The organism is Chromobacterium sp. CV08 (genome assembly GCF_051129845.1).
Taxonomy (GTDB): Bacteria; Pseudomonadota; Gammaproteobacteria; order Burkholderiales; family Chromobacteriaceae; genus Chromobacterium.
The window spans coordinates 1-18,244 of the sequence record NZ_CP150453.1 but is presented as its reverse complement, the minus strand read 5'-3'; the positions used below and the strand labels follow the sequence as shown (position 1 = coordinate 18,244).

Below are 18,244 nucleotides of genomic sequence, written 5' to 3'. Positions count from 1 at the left end.
CCCGTTTACGATGCCTGGACCACGGCGTCGCCGCCTGCCGCTGCCGCGCGGGCGCGCATCTCGCACATCTTGACTTTGAGGTCCGGCATCGGCGCATTCAGACTGGTTGGGCCCGACAGCGCATGGCTTGCGCCTTTGACCGAGACGGTACCCGGGCAGTGCACTTCGACATTGCCGTCCGCCAGGCGGATATAGCCGCCGCCGGCCGTCAACAGGATTTCCTGCTTGGCCTTGATCTCGACGCGCCCCTTGCTCGAGGTGACGGTGACGTCCTTGTCCGCCGTGATCTCCATTGTGTCGCTCTGCGCCTGGATCTGCACTTTGCCTTTCGCCGCGATCAGCTTCAGCGCCATCTTATCCTTCACGCCGGCGACGAACAGGCTGATGTGCTGGCCGACATTGTGCAGCCAGCGCCTGCCCGTCACCTGATTGGCGTCGCGCTGCGTCACCAGGTTCAGGTTGGCTCCGGCGCTCAGTGTCTGGCTTTGTTCGGTCAGGCTGGCAATGCCGGCGGGGCCCGATAGAACGAGCAAGGGCTGTTGGCCCGTCTGCTCCTTGGCGGTCTTGCCGTCCTTGTCGGTGTTGCTGCCGGCTTCCCAGGCTTTCAGGGCATCGAGATGATGCTGTATATGGCCGTCTGCTTGCTTGCCGCCCTTGGCATTGTCGTCGCCGATCTCCTCAGGCCCGGTTTCCATCGTGTCCGCCAATTGTCCGGTGGCGGTTTCCGCCAGCGCCTGGCTCAGCGCCACGGCGGACTGCAGCTGGCTTTGCGCGTGCTCGCGCGCCAGCTGCGCGCCGGCGGCGCCGTTCTGCGCCTCGGTAGACAGCAAGAGGCCGTGGGCGGCGCGGATGGCGCCGTGGTGGTCGGTGCGCAGCTCGAAACCGTCGCCGCGCGGCTGAGCCTTGCCGTTGCTGCGCGGATGGGTCAGGAAGCCCTGGTTCAGCTGGGTCTTGCCGGCTTCGCTCGACAGCTTGGCCCGCACTTCGCCGGGCGTGTCGTCAAACAGCAGCTCGTTGTAGCCGCCGCCCTGGTGTTCCTTGCTCTTGATGCCGGACAGCGTCTTGTTGGCAGGCAAAGCGCCTGCGCCGCTGAAGTCCGGCGGCGGGTGGCCGCCGTTGTACACCACGCCGCGCACCACCGGGCGGTCGATATCGCCCTCTATGAAATCCACCAGCACTTCCTGGCCCACGCGCGGGATGAACTGGTGGCCCCAGCCGGCGCCGGCCGACGGCATCGCCACCCGTACCCAGCACGACGAGGTGTCATCCAGGTTGGCGCCGGTGGCCGGATGCTCGTCCGGCCGCTGCCAGTGAAACTGGATCTTGATGCGGCCTTGCGCGTCGGTGTGGACTTCCTCGCCGGCCGGTCCCACCACGGTGGCGGTCTGCATGCCGCGGGATTTCGGCTTGGCGTGTTCGGTGCCGGCAAAGGCCGGCGTCAGCGGGATGCCGCGGCGCTGGGTCTGGATCCGGGTGGCGAACGGGGCGTCGGCGCTGCCGGCTTGCTCCCTCTCTCCCTGCCCAGCGAGGAGCGCATAGAGGCAGGAGGCCAGGTCCGCCGGCAGGTTGTTGCGTACCTGGAAGCTTTGGCCGGTGACGACGAATTCCCGGTCCTGCGGGCTGTCGGCCTCATGCGCCGGGTGATCGTCCAGGCGGAACCATTCGCCCGGCAGCAGGCCGCGCACCGCGCCGCTGCCGCTGAATTGCTTGGCCTGCAGGTCATGCGCCTGCTGCCGCAACGCGGCGTAACGGCCCAGCTGTTCCTCGTCGCCGGCGTAATACAGGCCCGGCGCGTCGTAGTGGCTCAGGCTGCTTTGCAGCGCATTGCCGGCCTGACCCTGGTCGATACGGCTGCCGTCCTGGCTCTGCTGGGAGTAGACCGGCTGGTAGTCGTAACTGGTCAGCGCCACGCCGCCGGGCACGATCTGGCGGACAGCGTCCCAGCCGGTCAGGCCGTCTTCCTCCTCGGTGGCGTCGCTGCGATGAAAGCGCACGCGCTGCAAGGGGCTGGCCGGCAGGCTGTGGGCGTCGTCGAATACCGCCAGCTGCACCTGCGGGTGAGTGCCCGCCGCGCCGCCTTGCTCGTCTGCGCCATCCAAGTGGACGAAGCGCCAGGCATAGCCTTCCTCGTGCAGCAGGCGGACGATGAAGTCGTAATCGCTCTCGCGGTATTGCAGCGTGTAGCTGCGCGGCTGGGCCGGCTGCACCTGGATGTCCAGCGTCTGCACGCGGGCGAAGGCCGGGTTGGCCTGCTGGTGTTCCGTCAGGATCTGCCGGACGATGTCCGGCACCGTCATGTCCTGGAATACGCGGGAGGCGCGGCGGTGGCGCAGCAGCGCGAACGGCGGCTCCACGGTCAGCTCGTAGCGGGCAAAGCCGCCGTCTGTCCCCGCCAGCCTGGCCTGGCTGACCACGCCGCAGCGGATGGACTCGCCGCCGGCGGCATCCTCCATGCCTATCCGAGCCGGCTGTTCCAGCAGGGACTTCAGCGCGATGCCGGTGTCCGGCGACAGGCAGGCCACGGTGTAGCGGCAAGGCCGGGAAATGCCTTCTTCCGCCTGCAGGCTTTGCGGCAGCAAGGTTTCCGCGGCGATCTGCCCGGTGCCCAGCTGCAAGGTCAGTATCCGCCGGTCCTGGATGAAGGCGGAGGCAAAGCTGGCCAACAGTGCATTCAAATCCATGGAAACCCAAACAAAAATACCCTCTCGCGAGGGTAGGTCATGAAACGGGAAGATAAGGATTCTATGAAGTAAGCGGAACATCAACAAGTTAGGCCAGCCGGGAAATCCCGAGACTTGCACTAAAGGACAGGTGCCGGTTGGGGCGAAGCGCCGCCGATAGGCAGACCAAGCCCTGCCTGTCACCAAGCCCAGACGCCTCGCCACCCGGTGGGCGGGCCTATCCCGTCCTCGTCAGCAGGTGGCGGGCCTGCAGCAGCTCCAGATGCAGCGGGGTGAGCAGGCTGAACAGCTGGCGGGCGGGAATCCGCGCCCTGTCGGTCAAACTCAGCAGGTCCAGCAGCGACTGCATATTGTCGCTGACGCGGATCAGGGTGTGGCTGCCGGTGTCCAGCGCTTGTTCGATATCGCCGCCGAGTACGGTCAGCCGCTCTATCGACAGGCACAGCGCGGCCGGGCAGGGATGGGTGAGCTGGGTTTGCAACAGCGCGACGATCTGATGCAACTCGGTCAGTACCGCGTCGGTGGCGGTGAAGCTGCCGGCGCCGAGAGTGCGGCGGGATGCCGGCGGTGCAAGCGGGAAAGTGTCGGGCATGGTCCATCCTCCAGGGCAACTGGATAGCATGGGCACCGGTCCGGCGCGGGCCGGCCCGGCTGAGAGGGGGCGGTCTACAGGACGCGGGTAAGCAGGCGGAGCGACTGGTCCATGTGCTTGTCCAGTGGCGCCAGCAGTTCCGTCAGCCGGCTGGACGGCAGGCGTACGCTTTCGTCCAGGCAGTCCAACAGACCGAGTACCGATTGCAGACCCAGTTGGGCGTGGGACAGGTGGGCGATGGTTTCCACCACCGCATCCTCTATGTCCTGGCACAGCCGGGCCAGATGATCGGCCTGCACGTTGACCCAGGCCTGATCGTTGGGCGGCAGCTGGGCCTGCAACGCGTCAAACGCCTGGTGCAGCCGGCTCATCGCCAGCAGGCTGGATTGGGAATCAGAGGAAAAGGCGCTGAAAAGCAGCCAGCGCTGGCGGAACAAGGGACTGTGGAGTACGGCGATGTGGGACGCACTGCGGGAAATGCTGCTCATGGCAAGACCCTCCGAGATTTTAGCGTGCTGGCCTGCGTTTCCGACGCCAATCGGTGGGTGGCAGGCGCAAGGCAGGATTGGCGTACCGGAATCTCGGAACCGGCGTGTCTTGCGACACTCCCACCAAGGCCCGCCATAACTTGCGCGCAGCAATGGTGCGAGGACTGTGGCTTGCGCCGCAGTCCGCCGAGATTTCGGGACGCCAATCCCGGTGCCGCTATTGAACGGCACGAGGTCAATTATCCGGTGAGGGGGTCAGGCTGGCAAGGCTGGGGTTAATACTTATTCCAGTCTTGTGGCCGCAGGAGGCCGGTTTGGTAGTAGGTGGAGACCAGTTCCACGAATTCGCGCATGTCTTCGTTTTCTTCCACCAGCCGGTGGACCGATTGCCAGTCGACATCCTGGCGGGCACGGGCGGGAACGACGATTTCGCTCTCGCTGGGGTTGCTGCTATCCAGTACGATGACGCCTATGCCGTGCAGCGCGGACAGCATGCGCAATTCATCCTCGGTATCCTTGCCGACGATGCCGGTGCAAACCAGGTAGCCTTCATTGGCCCAGCTGGAGTTGCTGACGGCCTGGAAGAAGTATTTGCGTACATTGCCTCGGCTTAGCTCTTTTTTCACTTCAAACGCCCATAGCCGTGCACTCTGGCCGCTGCCGTACCGCACGCAATTGCGAACCAATTCATGCCAGTTCTTGGCTACTGGTTGGATGGCCACCAAGTCCGGATGCAGCCAGTGGTTGCCGCCGCTGCCTCGCTGGTTGCGAGAGCGTTTTTCGTCTACGCGCAGGCTAAACAGGGACAACTCGGTTTGCAGATACTGCATTAACAGTGGATACAGCTGGTGTTCGCTTAGATCGGCCTGTTCGGCTGCCGGGCTATCATCTTCGTCTTCTTCAATTACCGTTTCCACCGCCGCATCCGTGGCTTCATACCAGTACACCCGTGGCCGAGGCTTGTCTTGCCAGCGTATCCGGCTATCCGCGCCGATGATGGCATCTTTCTGTGCGCCAATCTCCGCCACCACCTGGGAGAGAAATGCCTTGTCATCGGCAAAGCGCGGATTGCTGCGCTTGTCGGCGTAGTCTTCCGGGTATTGATTCACGATGGCGCTGGCAATCTGGCGGGCAGTGAAACGCTGTCCGGGGTGACTGCGCAACAACTGGGCGACTTTTTGGGATTGGGACAGGCGACTCATTTTATTCTTTTACAAGCAAAGGTTTGGACAGGGTAGAGGTTGATGGACCCACTATCTGGGTCCCCGGCGTACTTATGCTTGAGGCGGCTGCGGCGGATGCATCAGCAAGTCAAACATCAGGCGGGCAAACTGTTGCTTGCGGTCTGGATTTGCCAGCAGCTGCATCATTTGGTTCTGGTGCGCGTCGCCGCTGTCGATGATGGCACTATCGATGGCAGAAGCAAAATCTCCCAAAATTGCCCGTTCCGGCGGGTTATTGGCAATCTGCTGCATCACGGTAGCGTTTTCACTGAGCTTGTCGCGGATGGTCATGGCGTAGCTCACCATGTCTTTGTTTGAGAGTTGGTCGGTGACAAAAATCTCGTTCAGGCGGCTAATGATTTGCGACAGGAACTCTTCTTTCTTGTCCTTCGCCTTGGCGCTGCCCATTTCATTGCCGGGCTGCAGCAGATAGTCGCCTTGGCCTTCTTTCAGCGCCAGGTCTTGCTGGCGGATTTTGGACAGGCGGTAATGGCTGAGCGTGACATTGCTCAGGTCTATCTCGTCGCCATCCAGCGTTTCACGCAGCATGGGCCGCAGATGACGCGCGTACAGGCTGAGTTTCTCCAGGTCGGCGTCGTCGTAATCCACAATCTGCGACATGAAGACGTAAAAGCGCACGAAAGACCCCAGGTCTTTCTTGAAGATTTCCAGCGCGGACTTTTCCCGCTGGCAGTCCTTGAGCGTGGTTTCGGCATTGGCAATCAATACCGCATCGCCGGTTTTCTTGGTACGGTCAAAGATGGATTTGGCGTCCTTGAATGCTGCTACCGCGGATTGGTAACGCTGGCTCCAGCGCGTCAGCGCCGGCTTGCAGATATTGGCCAGCGCCGCATTGCTCTTGTTCTTGCTGTAGAAGGCCTGCGCAAATTGTTCCACCTCTTGCCACAGGAAGATATCCGCCGCCCTCAGTTTTTCCGATAGCTCAAACACCTTGTTGGGGTCGGAGACATCGGCCAGCTCGGCGGTTTGGTAATAGGGCTGGAAAGCTTCCAGGATTTCTTCCGGCTTGTTGAAGAAGTCCAGCACAAAGGTGCCGCTTTCCGCCTTGCCCGGATAGGTGCGGTTGAGCCTGGACAGCGTCTGAACGCATTCCACACTAGCCAGCTTCTTGTCCACGTACATGGCGCAGAGCTTGGGTTGGTCAAAGCCGGTTTGATATTTGTTGGCGACGATCATGATCTGGTAATCGTCGGTATCAAAGGCCTTGCGCATGTCCCGCCCTTTCAGGCCGGGGTTCATATTACTTTCGGTAAACTTTTCACCCAGCAAGCCTTCCGGATTCGGGTCTTGCTGGCTGAAGGCCACTTCGCCGGAGAAAGCCACCATGGCGCGCAGTTTCTGGTAGCCGTAGTCGCTAATGTAAGCGTCAAAGCTCTTTTTCAGCCGTACCGCCTCCTTGCGAGAGCCGGTCACCACCATGGCTTTGGCTTGGCCGCCCAACAGGCCCATCACATGGGTGCGGAAGTGCTCGACAATCACCTGCACTTTTTGCGCCACATTGTAATCGTGCAGCTTAACCCACTGGTTCAGCCGCACTTTGGCGCGTTTGCTGTCTACTTGGTCGTCCGCTTCTTGCAGCCTTAGCGCCAGTTTGTAGGCCACTTGATAACTGGTGTAGTTCTTCAGTACATCCAGAATGAAGCCCTCTTCAATCGCCTGGCGCATGCTGTAAACGTGGAAGGGTTGCGGCTTATTGGTTTTGGAGGGCGGTTCGGTCGGATTGGGGCGTCGGCCAAAGGTTTCCAGCGTTTTCGGCTTAGGGGTGGCGGTAAAGGCGAAAAAGCTCAGGTTCTTATTGCTCTGGCTGGCAGCGGCGGCTTCGCTGACCTGGTCCTCGTTATCTTGCTCTGCCACGTCGCCTTGCAGCACGTTTTTCAAATCTTTGGCGGTATCACCGGTTTGCGAGGAGTGCGCCTCGTCGGCAATGATGGCGTAGCGGCGCTGCTTGAGCGCGGCACTGTTTTCTATCGCCTTCAACACATGGGGGAAGGTCTGGATGGTGACGATGATGATGGGCTGCGCCATTTCCAGCGCAGCCGCCAGTTTTTCCGCCTTGCTGCCTTCGCCTTCCTTGCGGTTGATGCGGCCCACCACGCCATCGGTATGTTCAAACTGGTAAATGGTGTCCTGCAGCTGGGCATCCAGCAGGGTACGGTCGGTGACCACGATCACCGAGTGAAACAGCTTGCTGCCCTCGGCCCGGTATAGCGAGGACAGCTGATGCGCGCTCCAGGCGATGGAGTTGGATTTGCCGGAGCCGGCGCTGTGCTGTACCAGATATTTTTGTCCCACGCCTTCACGCTGTGCGGCCTCTAGCAGCCGGCAGACCACGTCCCATTGGTGGTAACGCGGGAAGATCATGCTTTCCTTGCGTACCTTGCGGCCTTCCCAATCTTCTTTCTCTTCAATCTTCAGGTGGACATAGCGGCCCAGGATGGTGAGCAGGTTGTCCGGCTGCAATACCTCACGCCACAGATAGTCGGTGGCGTAGCGCTGGATATCGGCCGGCACCTCGTTGCCGGCGCCGCCATCGGCAGTACCCTTGTTGAATGGCAGGAAGAAGGTGTCGTTGCCGGCCAGCTTGGTCGTCATCTGCACTTCGTACTGGCTCACGGCAAAGTGAACCAGCGCGCCGCGCTTGAAGCTGAGCAGCGGCTCCGGCTTTTTTGCCACAGGGTCTACTGGCAGGCGGGTGGTTTTATATTGATGTACGGCGCGTTCCACCGCCTGCTTGAACTCGGACTTCAGTTCCAGCGTGGCTACCGGCAAGCCGTTGACGAATAGCACCAAGTCGATGCGCCAGGCCTTGGTCTGCGCCTGGTCTACCGAGGTGCCGACCCAGGGGCTGTAAACCAGCTCCGGCACCAGGGTGAGGCGGTTTTTCTGGTAGTGGGCCAGGGTGTCCGGGTTCAGCGCGTGGTCCGGGCGGAACTGGCACAGGAAGAAGCGGGTGTTGCGGTCGCGCAGTGGGTGGCGCAGCACCCCCAGCGTGCCAAAGGTGCGCGCCGCTTTGCCGGTGGCCTGCGGATCGGCCTTGGCCAGCTGTGCTGCCACGCGTTCCAGGAGTTTCTCTTCGGTATGGCTGGGGTGATTGGCGCAGAACTTCCGCCATTCCTCTGGCTGGGTATCCTGCACAAAACCCAACAGGTCCGGCACGTATAGCGCCAGGTCACGGCGGTAATGCTGGGGCTGACCCAGCTTCCAGCCGCTGGCCAGCAAGTCTTGAATGATGTCGTTTTGAAACTGCTTTTCTGCGGCGAGATCGCTCATGCGCTATACCTGGGGCCGCCCGGCGGCGGTGCAAACGTGAACAGGGCCGCATAGGATGCGGCCCTCTATTATGCCTCAGAACTGCCCACTGTCATGCGACTGCCTCAGGTGGCTGCCAGTCGCGTACGTCTATCTTGCCGGTGACTGCGGCGGAGATCAGGGCGGTGCGGCGTTCTTGGAATAGTTCAATTTGCTTATTGGCCTGCATTTCCAGTAAATCAAATTTTGAAAGTTTACTTTCAACAAATTTCATGATGTTTCTGCGTTCCACCTCTGGTGGAATGAGCAAAGGGGTTTCCTTGATGTTGCTTGAGGAAATTGATGCAAGATTAGTGCTTTGTTTGGCTACACGGAAAAAGTGAAACTTGGCATAGTCCGCCCGCGTTACTAAATCTAGCCATTCAGGCTCAATTTCCTGAGGGCGAATGGCAAAAACATGGTTTTGGTGAATGCACGGTTGGATGCTGCCATCCCAAACTGCACCACGGCCTAGTTTATCGTTATCTCCGCCCTCATTCATTAGCACATCACCGTTTTTCAAGGTGTATCGGTCTAAATCTGTGGGTTCTATCTTGATTTGGTGGACATCTGATAGATCAACGTAACCATCTTGTACATTTGCTACTCTCAACATGGGAACGGAAATAGTGTGTCGATCTGCCAAGTCTTTACCTTTTGGCATGCCGGATTGGAGCGCAGCTGTATGCTTCAAGCGTCGTACAATCCAATGCGCCGGCACCATCCCCAACCACTCTACACCCGAATCCTTCATCGGGACATCAGGATTCAAACCCTTAGTTACGGCATGGCTGATGACTGCCTGGCGCTTTTCTTTGAGTAAGGCGATCAGAATTTGCTGTTTCTCGATTAGCACATTTATTTTTGAAGTTTCATAGTCAAGAAAGTTAGCAACTGCCTCTTGCTCTGCAAATGGAAGACTCGGAAGTAAAATATTCTTTAATTCCGAAGCGTTTGTGCTCCATAAGTCGGCAACAATTCCCTTGCCATTGCGATAGAATTCCTCTTGGAATGGATAGCTTCGCAATAGATGATGGGCATATAATGGATAGATTCCTCGTGGTGCCATTACGATACTGATTAAGGATACCGACCCTTCGTGAACGGAAATTCCTGCAGAGCCCTTCCTGTCAGATCTACTATTTATAACAAAATCATTTTGGCAAACACGTTTTCGATTGTCGCCAGCGTCAGTTTTTGCGACAGTTTCTAACTGAGGAACAATGCCCTGCATTGTGACAGACAATGCAGGGTGGTCTTCATCGCTGACCTTTTCTCGTCTTTCGTCAAAGAACTGTCCAAAACGTTTTACATCCCAATGGAGAGGAATATACCCTAGCCATTCCACTCCAGAGTCTTTGTACTCGGGATAAGTCTTGTATCGACTCACGAATGTACCTCCTGCAGTAAGGCCATAATTTCGGCGCTGACCGCATCCAGCTCGGCATCGATCTCTTCCAACGGCCGTGGCGGTTGGTATTGGTAGAAGTGGCGATTGAACGGGATTTCGTAGCCGACGATGCCGATTTCTCCATCCTGAGCATCGCGCTTGCTGTCATCCATCCAGGCTTCCGGCACATGTGGCTGCACTTCGCGCAGGAAATAGGCTTCGTTGACTTCGTTGACGCTGCGGCTGGGATCGAGCGCGATGTTTTCGTAGTCGCGCAGCTCGGTGTCCGGCTGGTATTCGCGTACCTCGCCACCTTCGGCGAACAGGCCGTATAGCGGGCGGGCGGCGGTTTTGTGGACCTTTTTGATGACTTTGGCGGCTTGCGGGTTTTTCCAGCTGACGGCGTCGGCCAGTTGTTTTTTCTCGCGGGTGTCCAGCGTCAGGCCGGCGGTTTTGCAGGCGGCCTTGAGTTGAGCATCGTAACGGTTGAAGTCGTCGTGCTGGGCATCGCCGATATGCGGCTGCAGCGCACGGGCCTTGAGCAGCAGGGCCAGCTGGCTGCGCCATAGCTTGGCGTCCAGCAGGTCCTTGATCTGCTTTTCCTTGAGGTCGGCAAAGTGCTTTTTCAGGTGGCGGCGGATTTCGGCTTCGTAATCATGCAGCTGGCCGTAGTCCGGGCAGCTTAGGTTGTCTTGCCAGTATGCAGCGCCGTAGTCGGCATAGATCCATTGCATGGCGCTGTTCAGCGTACCGCTGTCAAAGCGCAGCGTGGACAGGCGCTCTTGGCTGAATTGCCAGGACAGGCGCAGCGGCCGTTCTATGGTGACGCGGCGGTAGCCAAAGGCATGGGTGGGGAAAATCTTGCTGGCAAAGGTTTTGGGCGTGTCGGCCTTGGCGCTGGCGGCGGGACGGCCGCGGTTGCTTTTGACGTCGGCGGTCTTGTCCAGCAGCTGGGTTTCCACCACTTCAAAGCCGCCAAAGGTACGAACGATGCGGGCGATGTCTTCATCGCTGATTTCGTTGCGCTTGCTGCCCAACGATTTACGCATCTTGCCGTACAGATTACTGGCGTCTATCAGCTGTACCAGGCCGGTGCGCTCGGCTGGCTTGTGATTGGTCAACAGCCAGATATAGGTAGCAATGCCGGTGTTGTAGAACATGTCGGTGGGCAACGCGACGATGGCTTCCAGCAGATCGTTCTGCAGGATGTGGCGGCGGATTTCCGATTCGCCGGAGCCGGCACCGCCGGTAAACAGCGGCGAACCGTTGAGGATGATGCCGATGCGGGCTCCGCCTTGTTCCACTGGGCGCATCTTGCTGATCAGGTGCAGCAGGAATAGCAGCGAGCCGTCCGATACGCGTGGCAAGCCGGGGCCGAAACGGCCAGCATGGCCTTTGACTTCGTGTTCGGCCTTGATCTCGCCTTCTATCTTTTTCCAGTCCACGCCAAACGGCGGGTTGGACAGCATGTAGTCGAAGGATTCGTCTTGCAGCTGGTCGTTGGAGAGGGTGTTGCCCAGCTTGATATTGCTGATGTCCTGGCCCTTGATCAGCATGTCGCCCTTGCAGATGGCGTAGCTTTCCGGGTTCAGTTCCTGGCCGTAGGCGCGCATCACCGCTTGCGGGTTGTGCTTGTACAGGTATTCCATGCCTTCGGACAGAAAGCCGCCGGTGCCGGCGGTGGGGTCGTAAATGGTGCGGATGATGCCGGGCTTGCTCAGTGCGTCGTCGTCTTCGCAGAACAGCAGGGCGGTGGTGAGGGTGACGATGTCGCGCGGGGTGAAGTGTTCACCGGCGGTTTCGTTGGAGCTTTCGGCAAACTTGCGGATCAGCTCCTCGAACACCTTACCCATATCGTGGTTGGACACGCTGGTTAGGCTGAGGTCCATGGTGGCCACTTTTTGCACGATCTTGTACAGCAGGTTGGCATCGTCCAGCAGGCCGATGAAGTCGCTGAATTTGAAGTAGTCGAAAATCCCGCGCGCATCGCGGCTGAAGCACAGGATGTAGCGCTCCAGGTTGGCCTTGATATTGTTCTCGCCCAGCAGGGACAGGTCCATCGGCGAGGTATTGCAGAAGCTCAGGCCTTTGGGATTGGTTGCGGTGCGGGTCGCGCGCAGCAGCAGTTGTTCCTGGGCGTCTTCCGGCAGCTTCTTCGCCTCCACTTTGGGTAGTTCCGCCAGCACGGCTTGCTTGGTATCGGCTAATACACACTCCAGCCGTCTGAGCAGGGCGAAGGGCAGGATGATGCGGCCGTACTGGCTTTGCTTGAAGTCGCCACGCAGCAGGTCGGCTAGCGACCAGATGTCAGCGGCGAGGTTGTTGTTATTGGCTTGGGACATGGGTTCTGCAATCTTGTCTAAATTCTGGCTGCCGCCATTTTAATGGATTTCACCATCGGGGCGCGGGGTGTCTGGGGTTGTAAGGGAGGAGTGCGAGCTTAACGTGGCGTGTATGTTCTGACAGTTTTCCATCTTGTCAAGTGCGATCGACTCGAGTATATTTCGGTGCAAGTGGACTGGGAGTGCCCGGTCGGCGTCATGGCCTCGGTGAGTTTCATCGGGGCCTTTCGCTTTTCAGGGGCGTGGATACACTTTCAGGCCCCAGTCTTCGTAGCCTTGCCCTGTTTGGCTACGGCCGCCGCTGCAATAGAATTTGTGGCGCAGCACCTCGAAGGCACGGTTTGGCTGCCCTGGCCTCAGGATGTGGGTGCCGATGGGCCTGGCAACCAGGTCTGCCAGTTGCAAGCCAACCGAGTTGCTCTTCTTGTCGGCAAAGATGATCTCGAATGGAAGTCCGTGCTGTAGTCGGTTGTTGCCGGCGCAGATGCGGCGGAATTCCAGCTCAAGGTCCTGATCTTCTTTCTTGCCGCGACACTCCACCACGATGTGCGTCTGCAGTTCATGCTGGTTCTTTTCCTGCAAGAGCTCGTAGAGGGTTTCCAGGCAGAAGCCCAGCGCCAGGTGGTAGGGATTGCTGGTTTCCGCGACTTTGTCCCTCAGCTTGGCTTTGTCGATCACGCAGCTGATCAGCATAAAGCGGCTGTCTGCGATGATAGTGGTCAGCTCATCCAGGAAGGCCTGTTTGTGAGGGCGGTTGGCGAAGCGGAATTCGCCTTTTTCTTTACGGATTTCGTGTTCGTGCAGCACCACCAGGTTGTGGCCGAAGTGTTTGAACTTGAATTCGTTGAGCGCCGGAATGACAGAGCGGTTGTAACACTGCTTGTGGAAAACGCAGAAGGCCAGGACAAAGACGGGGTAGTGTGTATCCAGCGCTTGCATGCCGTGGTCGCCGCTTTCGTCCACGTAGACAATGTATTTGCTGAATTTTTCGGTTTGGGCGGGGAGGGGTGCTGCTGAGTCTGGGGATTGTTGCGGTGCTTCCTTGGCGTGTTTCATGATCAATCCTTCTGTAAGTTTACAGAGTGGGATGGAAAAACCGGTCAGCGCTTTGCGGGAGGCTGACCGGTTGTTGCATGTTACACGTCGATATTCCGCGCAATCAGCGCATTGCCTTCAATGAACTGACGTCTCGGCTCCACCTCGTCGCCCATCAGCGTGGTGAACACGTCGTCGGCGCCCATCACGTCTTCGATGCGCACCTTCAGCAGGCGGCGCACGGCCGGGTCCATCGTGGTTTCCCACAGCTGTTCAGGGTTCATCTCGCCCAGGCCTTTGTAGCGCTGGATGTTCATGCCCTTCTTCACTTCGGCCAACAGCCAGTCCAGCGCCTCGCCGAACTCCGCCACCGGGCGCACGGTTTCGCCGCGCTTCACGTGGGCACCTTCGCGCAGCAGGCCGCCCAGCAGGCTGCCGGTCTTCTTCAGCTCGGCGTAGTCGCCGCTGTCCAGGAAGTTCTGGTCCAGCACTGTCACCAGCACATTGCCGTGCAGCTTGCGGATGATCTTCACCAGGTGGCCGTCGTTCTTTTCGTCGCGCAGCAGTTGCAGCTCTATGGTTTCGGCCGGCAGCAGCGCGGACAGGCTGGCGATGGTCTGTTCCGATTGCTGCTGGCTTTCCAGCGACAGCGCCGGGGCCTTCAGCATCGCTTCCAGCACCAGCGGGTCGATGACGCGGCTTTCGCGTTCGATGACGGCGCGGGTCAGCAGGAACTGGCGGGCGATTTCGTCCAGCGTGTCGCCGGCCAGCGGGGCCGCGCCTTCGGCCGGGATCAGCTCGGCTTTTTCCAGCGCCAGTTGCAGCAGGTACTGGTTCAGCTCGTAGTCGTCCTTCAGGTAGCGTTCCTGTTTGCCGTGCTTGGCCTTGTACAGCGGCGGCTGGGCGATGTAGATGTGGCCGCGTTCCACCAGCTCGCTCATCTGGCGGTAGAAGAAGGTCAGCAGCAGCGTGCGGATGTGGGCGCCGTCCACGTCGGCATCGGTCATGATGATGATGCGGTGGTAGCGCAGCTTGTCCGGGTTGTACTCGTCCTTGCCGATGCCGCAGCCCATCGCGGTGATCAGCGTGGCCACTTCCTGGCTTTGCAGCATCTTGTCGAAGCGGGCGCGTTCCACGTTGAGGATCTTGCCCTTCAGCGGCAGGATGGCCTGGAATTTGCGGTCGCGGCCTTGCTTGGCGGAACCGCCGGCGGAGTCGCCCTCCACCAGGTAGAGTTCGCACAGCGACGGGTCTTTTTCCTGGCAGTCGGCCAGCTTGCCCGGCAGGCCCAGGCCGTCCATCACGCCTTTGCGGCGGGTGATTTCGCGGGCCTTGCGCGCGGCTTCGCGGGCGCGGGCGGCTTCGACGATCTTGCCGCAGATGATCTTGGCGTCGTTGGGGTTTTCCAGCAGATAGGTCTTCAGCGCCTCGCTGATCACTTCATTGACCACCGGGCCGATTTCGCTGGAGACCAGTTTATCTTTCGTTTGGCTGGAGAACTTGGGGTCCGGCAGCTTGACGGACAGCACGCAGGTCAGGCCTTCGCGCATGTCGTCGCCGGTGGTGTCCACCTTGGCCTTCTTGGCCACTTCGGATTCTTCGATGAACTGGTTCAGCGTGCGGGTCATCACCTGGCGCAGCGCGGTCATGTGGGTGCCGCCGTCGCGTTGCGGGATGTTGTTGGTGAAGCACTGGACGCTCTCCTGGTAGGAGTCGTTCCACTGCATCGCCACTTCCACGCTCATGCCGTCCTTTTCGCCGATGCCGTAAAAGACTTTCGGGTGCAGCACGGTCTTGTTGCGGTTCATGTATTCGACGAAGCCGGACACGCCGCCGGAGAAGGCGAAGTTTTCTTCCTTGCCGCTGCGCTTGTCTATCAGCTGGATGCCCACGCCCTGGTTCAGGAAGGACAGTTCGCGGATGCGCTTGGCCAGGATGTCGAAGTGGTATTCGATATGGCCGAAGGTTTCCACGCTGGCGAAGAAGGTCACTTCGGTGCCGCGGTGGCTGGTATGGCCGGTGACGGTCAGCGGGGCCACGGCGTCGCCGCGGCGGAATTCCATTTCATGGACCTTGCCGTCGCGCCAGATCTTCAGCTTCAGCCAGTCGGACAGCGCGTTGACCACCGATACGCCCACGCCGTGCAGGCCGCCGGAGATCTTGTAGCTGTTGCTGTCGAATTTGCCGCCGGCGTGCAGGATGGTCATGATCACTTCGGCAGCCGACCGGCCTTCTTCCGGGTGGATGTCGGTGGGGATGCCGCGGCCGTTGTCTTCGACGGAGACGGAGTTGTCCGGATTGATGGTGACCTTGATGGTGTCGGCATGGCCGGCCAGCGCCTCGTCAATGGCGTTGTCCAGCACCTCGAACACCATGTGGTGCAAGCCGGTGCCGTCCTGGGTGTCGCCAATGTACATGCCGGGGCGCTTGCGCACGGCATCCAGGCCTTTGAGAACCTTGATGCTGTCCGCGCCGTATTCTTGTTCGCTCATACTCAAACCTTCCAAATGGCGGCGGCTGCGCCGCGAGGCGCGCCGCGCCGGTCATTCTTGAGAGCCGCCCGTCCGGTGGGCGGCGGCTCTTTACCCGGTGGGCGACGGTGGGGCCGCCCGCTCCGTTGCCGCGTCAGATGCGCATCGGCATCACGATGTACTTGAAGTTGCTGACGTCCGGAATGGTGAACAGCGCGCTGCGGTTGGAGTCGCCAAACGCCAGTTGCAGCGTGTCGGCCGGCAGATTGGTCAGCACGTCCAGCAGGTAGTTGATGTTGAAACCGATTTCCAGCGTGCCGCCCTGGAAGGCGATTTCCAGTTCTTCCTCGGCCTCTTCCTGTTCGCTGTTGGTGCACAGGATGGACATCTTGCCCGGCGCCAGCACCAGGCGCACGCCGCGGAATTTCTCGTTGGCCAGGATGGCGGCGCGTTGCAGCGCGTGCAGGAATTCCAGCCGCTCGATCAGGAACAGCTTGTCGTTGTCCAGCGGGATCACGCGGTTGTAGTCGGGGAACTTGCCGTCCACCACCTTGCTGATGATGACGGTGGCGCCGAAGCTGAAGCGCACCTGGTTGGCCAGCACTTCGATCTTGATCTCGTCGTCGCTGTCCTGCAGCAGCTTGTACAGCTCGATGATGGTCTTGCGCGGCAGGATCACCTCGGCCTTCGGCAGGGTGGCGGTGACGTCGGCGCTGGCGAAGGCCAGGCGGTGGCCGTCGGTGGCCACCAGGCGCACCTGGTTGCCGTCGGTCTGCATCAGCAGGCCGTTCAGGTAGTAGCGGATGTCCTGCACGGCCATCGCGTACTGCACCTGGGAGATCAGGCGCTTCAGCTCGCGCTGCGACAGCGTGAAGCTGGATTCGCCGGCGCTGCCGACGGACAGCAGCGGGAAATCTTCTGCCGGCAGCGTCTGCAGGTTGAAGCGGCTCTTGCCGGCCTTCAGGACCAGGCGGCCGCCGTCCAGCTGTTCCAGCGTGACGGCGGTGTTGCCGGGGATGGCGCGCAGGATGTCCTGCAGCTTCTTGGCCGAGGTGGTCAGGCGGAAATCCTCGCCCGGCAGTTCGTCGCTGCTGGCCGTGGTGATCTGGATTTCCAGGTCGGTGGCCAGGAAGCCCACTTGTCCGCCCTTCTTCTCGATCAGGACGTTGGACAGGATGGGCAGGGTGTGACGACGCTCGACAATGCCGGTGACTGCCAGCAGGGGCTTGAGCAGGGCATCGCGTTCGGCTTGCAGGATCAGCATGTGGCGGGCTCCCAATGAATGGTGAAGAGTCGGATCATGGTGTTAGTTGCGCAGCATGGAAAGCAGCGCTTCGTAATCGTGAGCGATGTCGGCATCGTTCTCGCGCATCTCGGAGATGGTCTTGCAGGCGTGCAGCACCGTGGTGTGGTCGCGGCCGCCGAAGGCGTCGCCGATATTCGGCAGCGACAGCTGCGTCAGCTCCTTGGCCAGGGCCATCGCCACCTGGCGGGGGCGGGCGATGTCGCGCGAACGCTTCTTGCTGTGCATGTCGGACAGCTTGATCTTGTAGTACTCGGCCACCGTCTTCTGGATGGCGTCCACCGTCACCTGGCGGTTGCCGGCGGCCAGGATGTCCTTCAGCGCCTCCTTCACCAGTTCCAGCGTGATGTTCTGGTTGGTGAAGCGGGCGTAGGCCACCACGCGCTTCAGCGCGCCTTCCAGTTCGCGCACGTTGGAGCGCACGTTCTGGGCGATGAAGAAGGCGACGTTGTGCTCCAGCTTGATGCTGTCGGCCTCGGCCTTCTTCATCAGAATGGCCACGCGCATCTCCAGCTCCGGCGGCTGGATTTCCACGGTCAGGCCCCAGGAGAAGCGCGAGATCAGCCGCTCTTCCATGCCTTCTATCTGCTTGGGGTAGCTGTCGCAGGTCATGATGACCTGCTTGCCGCCCTCGATCAGCGCGTTGAAGGCGTAGAAGAATTCTTCCTGGGTGCGGTTCTTGCCGGCGAAGAACTGGATGTCGTCAATCAGCAACAGGTCCAGCGAGTGGTAGTAGCGCTTGAACTCGTCGAAGGCCTTGTGCTGGTAGGCGCGCATGATGTCGGCCACGTAGCGTTCGGCGTGGATGTAGCGGATCTTGGCCTGCGGGTTCTTCTGGAACACGTGGTTGCCGATGGCCTGGATCAAGTGGGTCTTACCGAGGCCCACGCCGCCGTAGACGAACAGCGGGTTGTAGGCCTGGTCGCCCGGATTCTCGGCGATCTGCATCGCCGCGGCGCGCGCCAGCTGGTTGCCCTTGCCGGTCACCAGGGTGTCGAAGGTGAACGACGGGTTCAGCCGCGTGCTCTCGTGGCTGCCGCCTATGGCCTTCACCGCGGCCTGCTTGGCCGGGGACGGCGCGGCCGGCGCGCTGCTGGCGGCGGCCTTGGCCGGTTCGCGGGCCTTGGGCTGGCCGCCGGGGGCGGCCGGCTGCAGCGGCTTCGTCGACGGCGCGCCCAGACGCAGCTCCACCAGACACTCGCCCACCAGTTCCACCGCCAGCTCTTCTATGCGGCCAAGGAAGCGGTCCTTGATGAACTGCATGATGAAGCGGTTCGGCGCGAAAAGCGCAATGCCTTCGTCGCCGGCTTCGGCTGTGAGCGGCTTGATCCAGGTGTTGAACTGTTGCGAAGACAGTTCGGCCTCCAGGCGAGCGAGGCAAGCAGGCCAGAATTGATCCAGTTCAGTCAT

The 18,244-nt window shown here is 60.4% G+C and carries 11 protein-coding genes; all 11 read right to left on the bottom strand.

The genetic code is table 11. The features are described from left to right. Positions 1-5: 5 nt before the first annotated feature. The 11 genes from WNM05_RS00055 to dnaA all read right to left on the bottom strand — a co-directional run bounded on the left by WNM05_RS00055 (position 6) and on the right by dnaA (position 18,244). Positions 6-2,681, bottom strand: a complete 2,676-nt coding sequence (locus tag WNM05_RS00055; RefSeq protein WP_434631292.1) for a type VI secretion system Vgr family protein — start codon at positions 2,679-2,681, stop codon at positions 6-8. Positions 2,682-2,898: 217 nt separating this feature from the next. Beyond that, positions 2,899-3,273, bottom strand: coding sequence for a DUF1484 family protein (locus tag WNM05_RS00050; RefSeq protein WP_434631289.1), 375 nt, complete (start codon positions 3,271-3,273; stop codon positions 2,899-2,901). A gap of 74 nt (positions 3,274-3,347) precedes the next feature. Continuing rightward, the gene (locus tag WNM05_RS00045) at positions 3,348-3,761 is read right to left on the bottom strand and encodes a DUF1484 family protein (protein ID WP_434631286.1); all 414 of its coding nucleotides are present in this window, start codon (positions 3,759-3,761) and stop codon (positions 3,348-3,350) included. 275 nt (positions 3,762-4,036) lie between these two features. Then, positions 4,037-4,963, bottom strand: coding sequence for a COG2958 family protein (locus WNM05_RS00040; protein WP_434631284.1), 927 nt, complete (start codon positions 4,961-4,963; stop codon positions 4,037-4,039). Positions 4,964-5,035: 72 nt separating this feature from the next. Then, positions 5,036-8,275, bottom strand: a complete 3,240-nt coding sequence (locus WNM05_RS00035; RefSeq protein WP_434631281.1) for a type I restriction endonuclease subunit R — start codon at positions 8,273-8,275, stop codon at positions 5,036-5,038. Positions 8,276-8,366: 91 nt separating this feature from the next. After that, positions 8,367-9,683 (bottom strand): hypothetical protein, encoded by a 1,317-nt coding sequence (locus WNM05_RS00030; RefSeq protein WP_434631279.1) that lies wholly within the window; start codon positions 9,681-9,683, stop codon positions 8,367-8,369. Continuing rightward, on the bottom strand, positions 9,680-12,025 hold the full coding sequence (locus WNM05_RS00025; protein WP_434631276.1) for a type I restriction-modification system subunit M: 2,346 nt from the start codon (positions 12,023-12,025) through the stop codon (positions 9,680-9,682). Before WNM05_RS00025 ends, WNM05_RS00030 begins: the two co-directional genes overlap by 4 nt. A 234-nt stretch (positions 12,026-12,259) precedes the next feature. After that, on the bottom strand, positions 12,260-13,081 hold the full coding sequence (locus WNM05_RS00020; protein WP_434631273.1) for a DUF3800 domain-containing protein: 822 nt from the start codon (positions 13,079-13,081) through the stop codon (positions 12,260-12,262). An 80-nt stretch (positions 13,082-13,161) separates the two neighbouring features. Next, a complete protein-coding gene (gyrB, locus tag WNM05_RS00015; protein WP_434631271.1) occupies positions 13,162-15,552 on the bottom strand; it encodes a DNA topoisomerase (ATP-hydrolyzing) subunit B in 2,391 nt (796 codons plus the stop codon). A 133-nt stretch (positions 15,553-15,685) separates the two neighbouring features. Then, positions 15,686-16,795, bottom strand: a complete 1,110-nt coding sequence (dnaN, locus tag WNM05_RS00010; RefSeq protein WP_101709988.1) for a DNA polymerase III subunit beta — start codon at positions 16,793-16,795, stop codon at positions 15,686-15,688. A gap of 42 nt (positions 16,796-16,837) precedes the next feature. Beyond that, positions 16,838-18,244, bottom strand: coding sequence for a chromosomal replication initiator protein DnaA (gene dnaA / locus WNM05_RS00005; protein ID WP_434631268.1), 1,407 nt, complete (start codon positions 18,242-18,244; stop codon positions 16,838-16,840).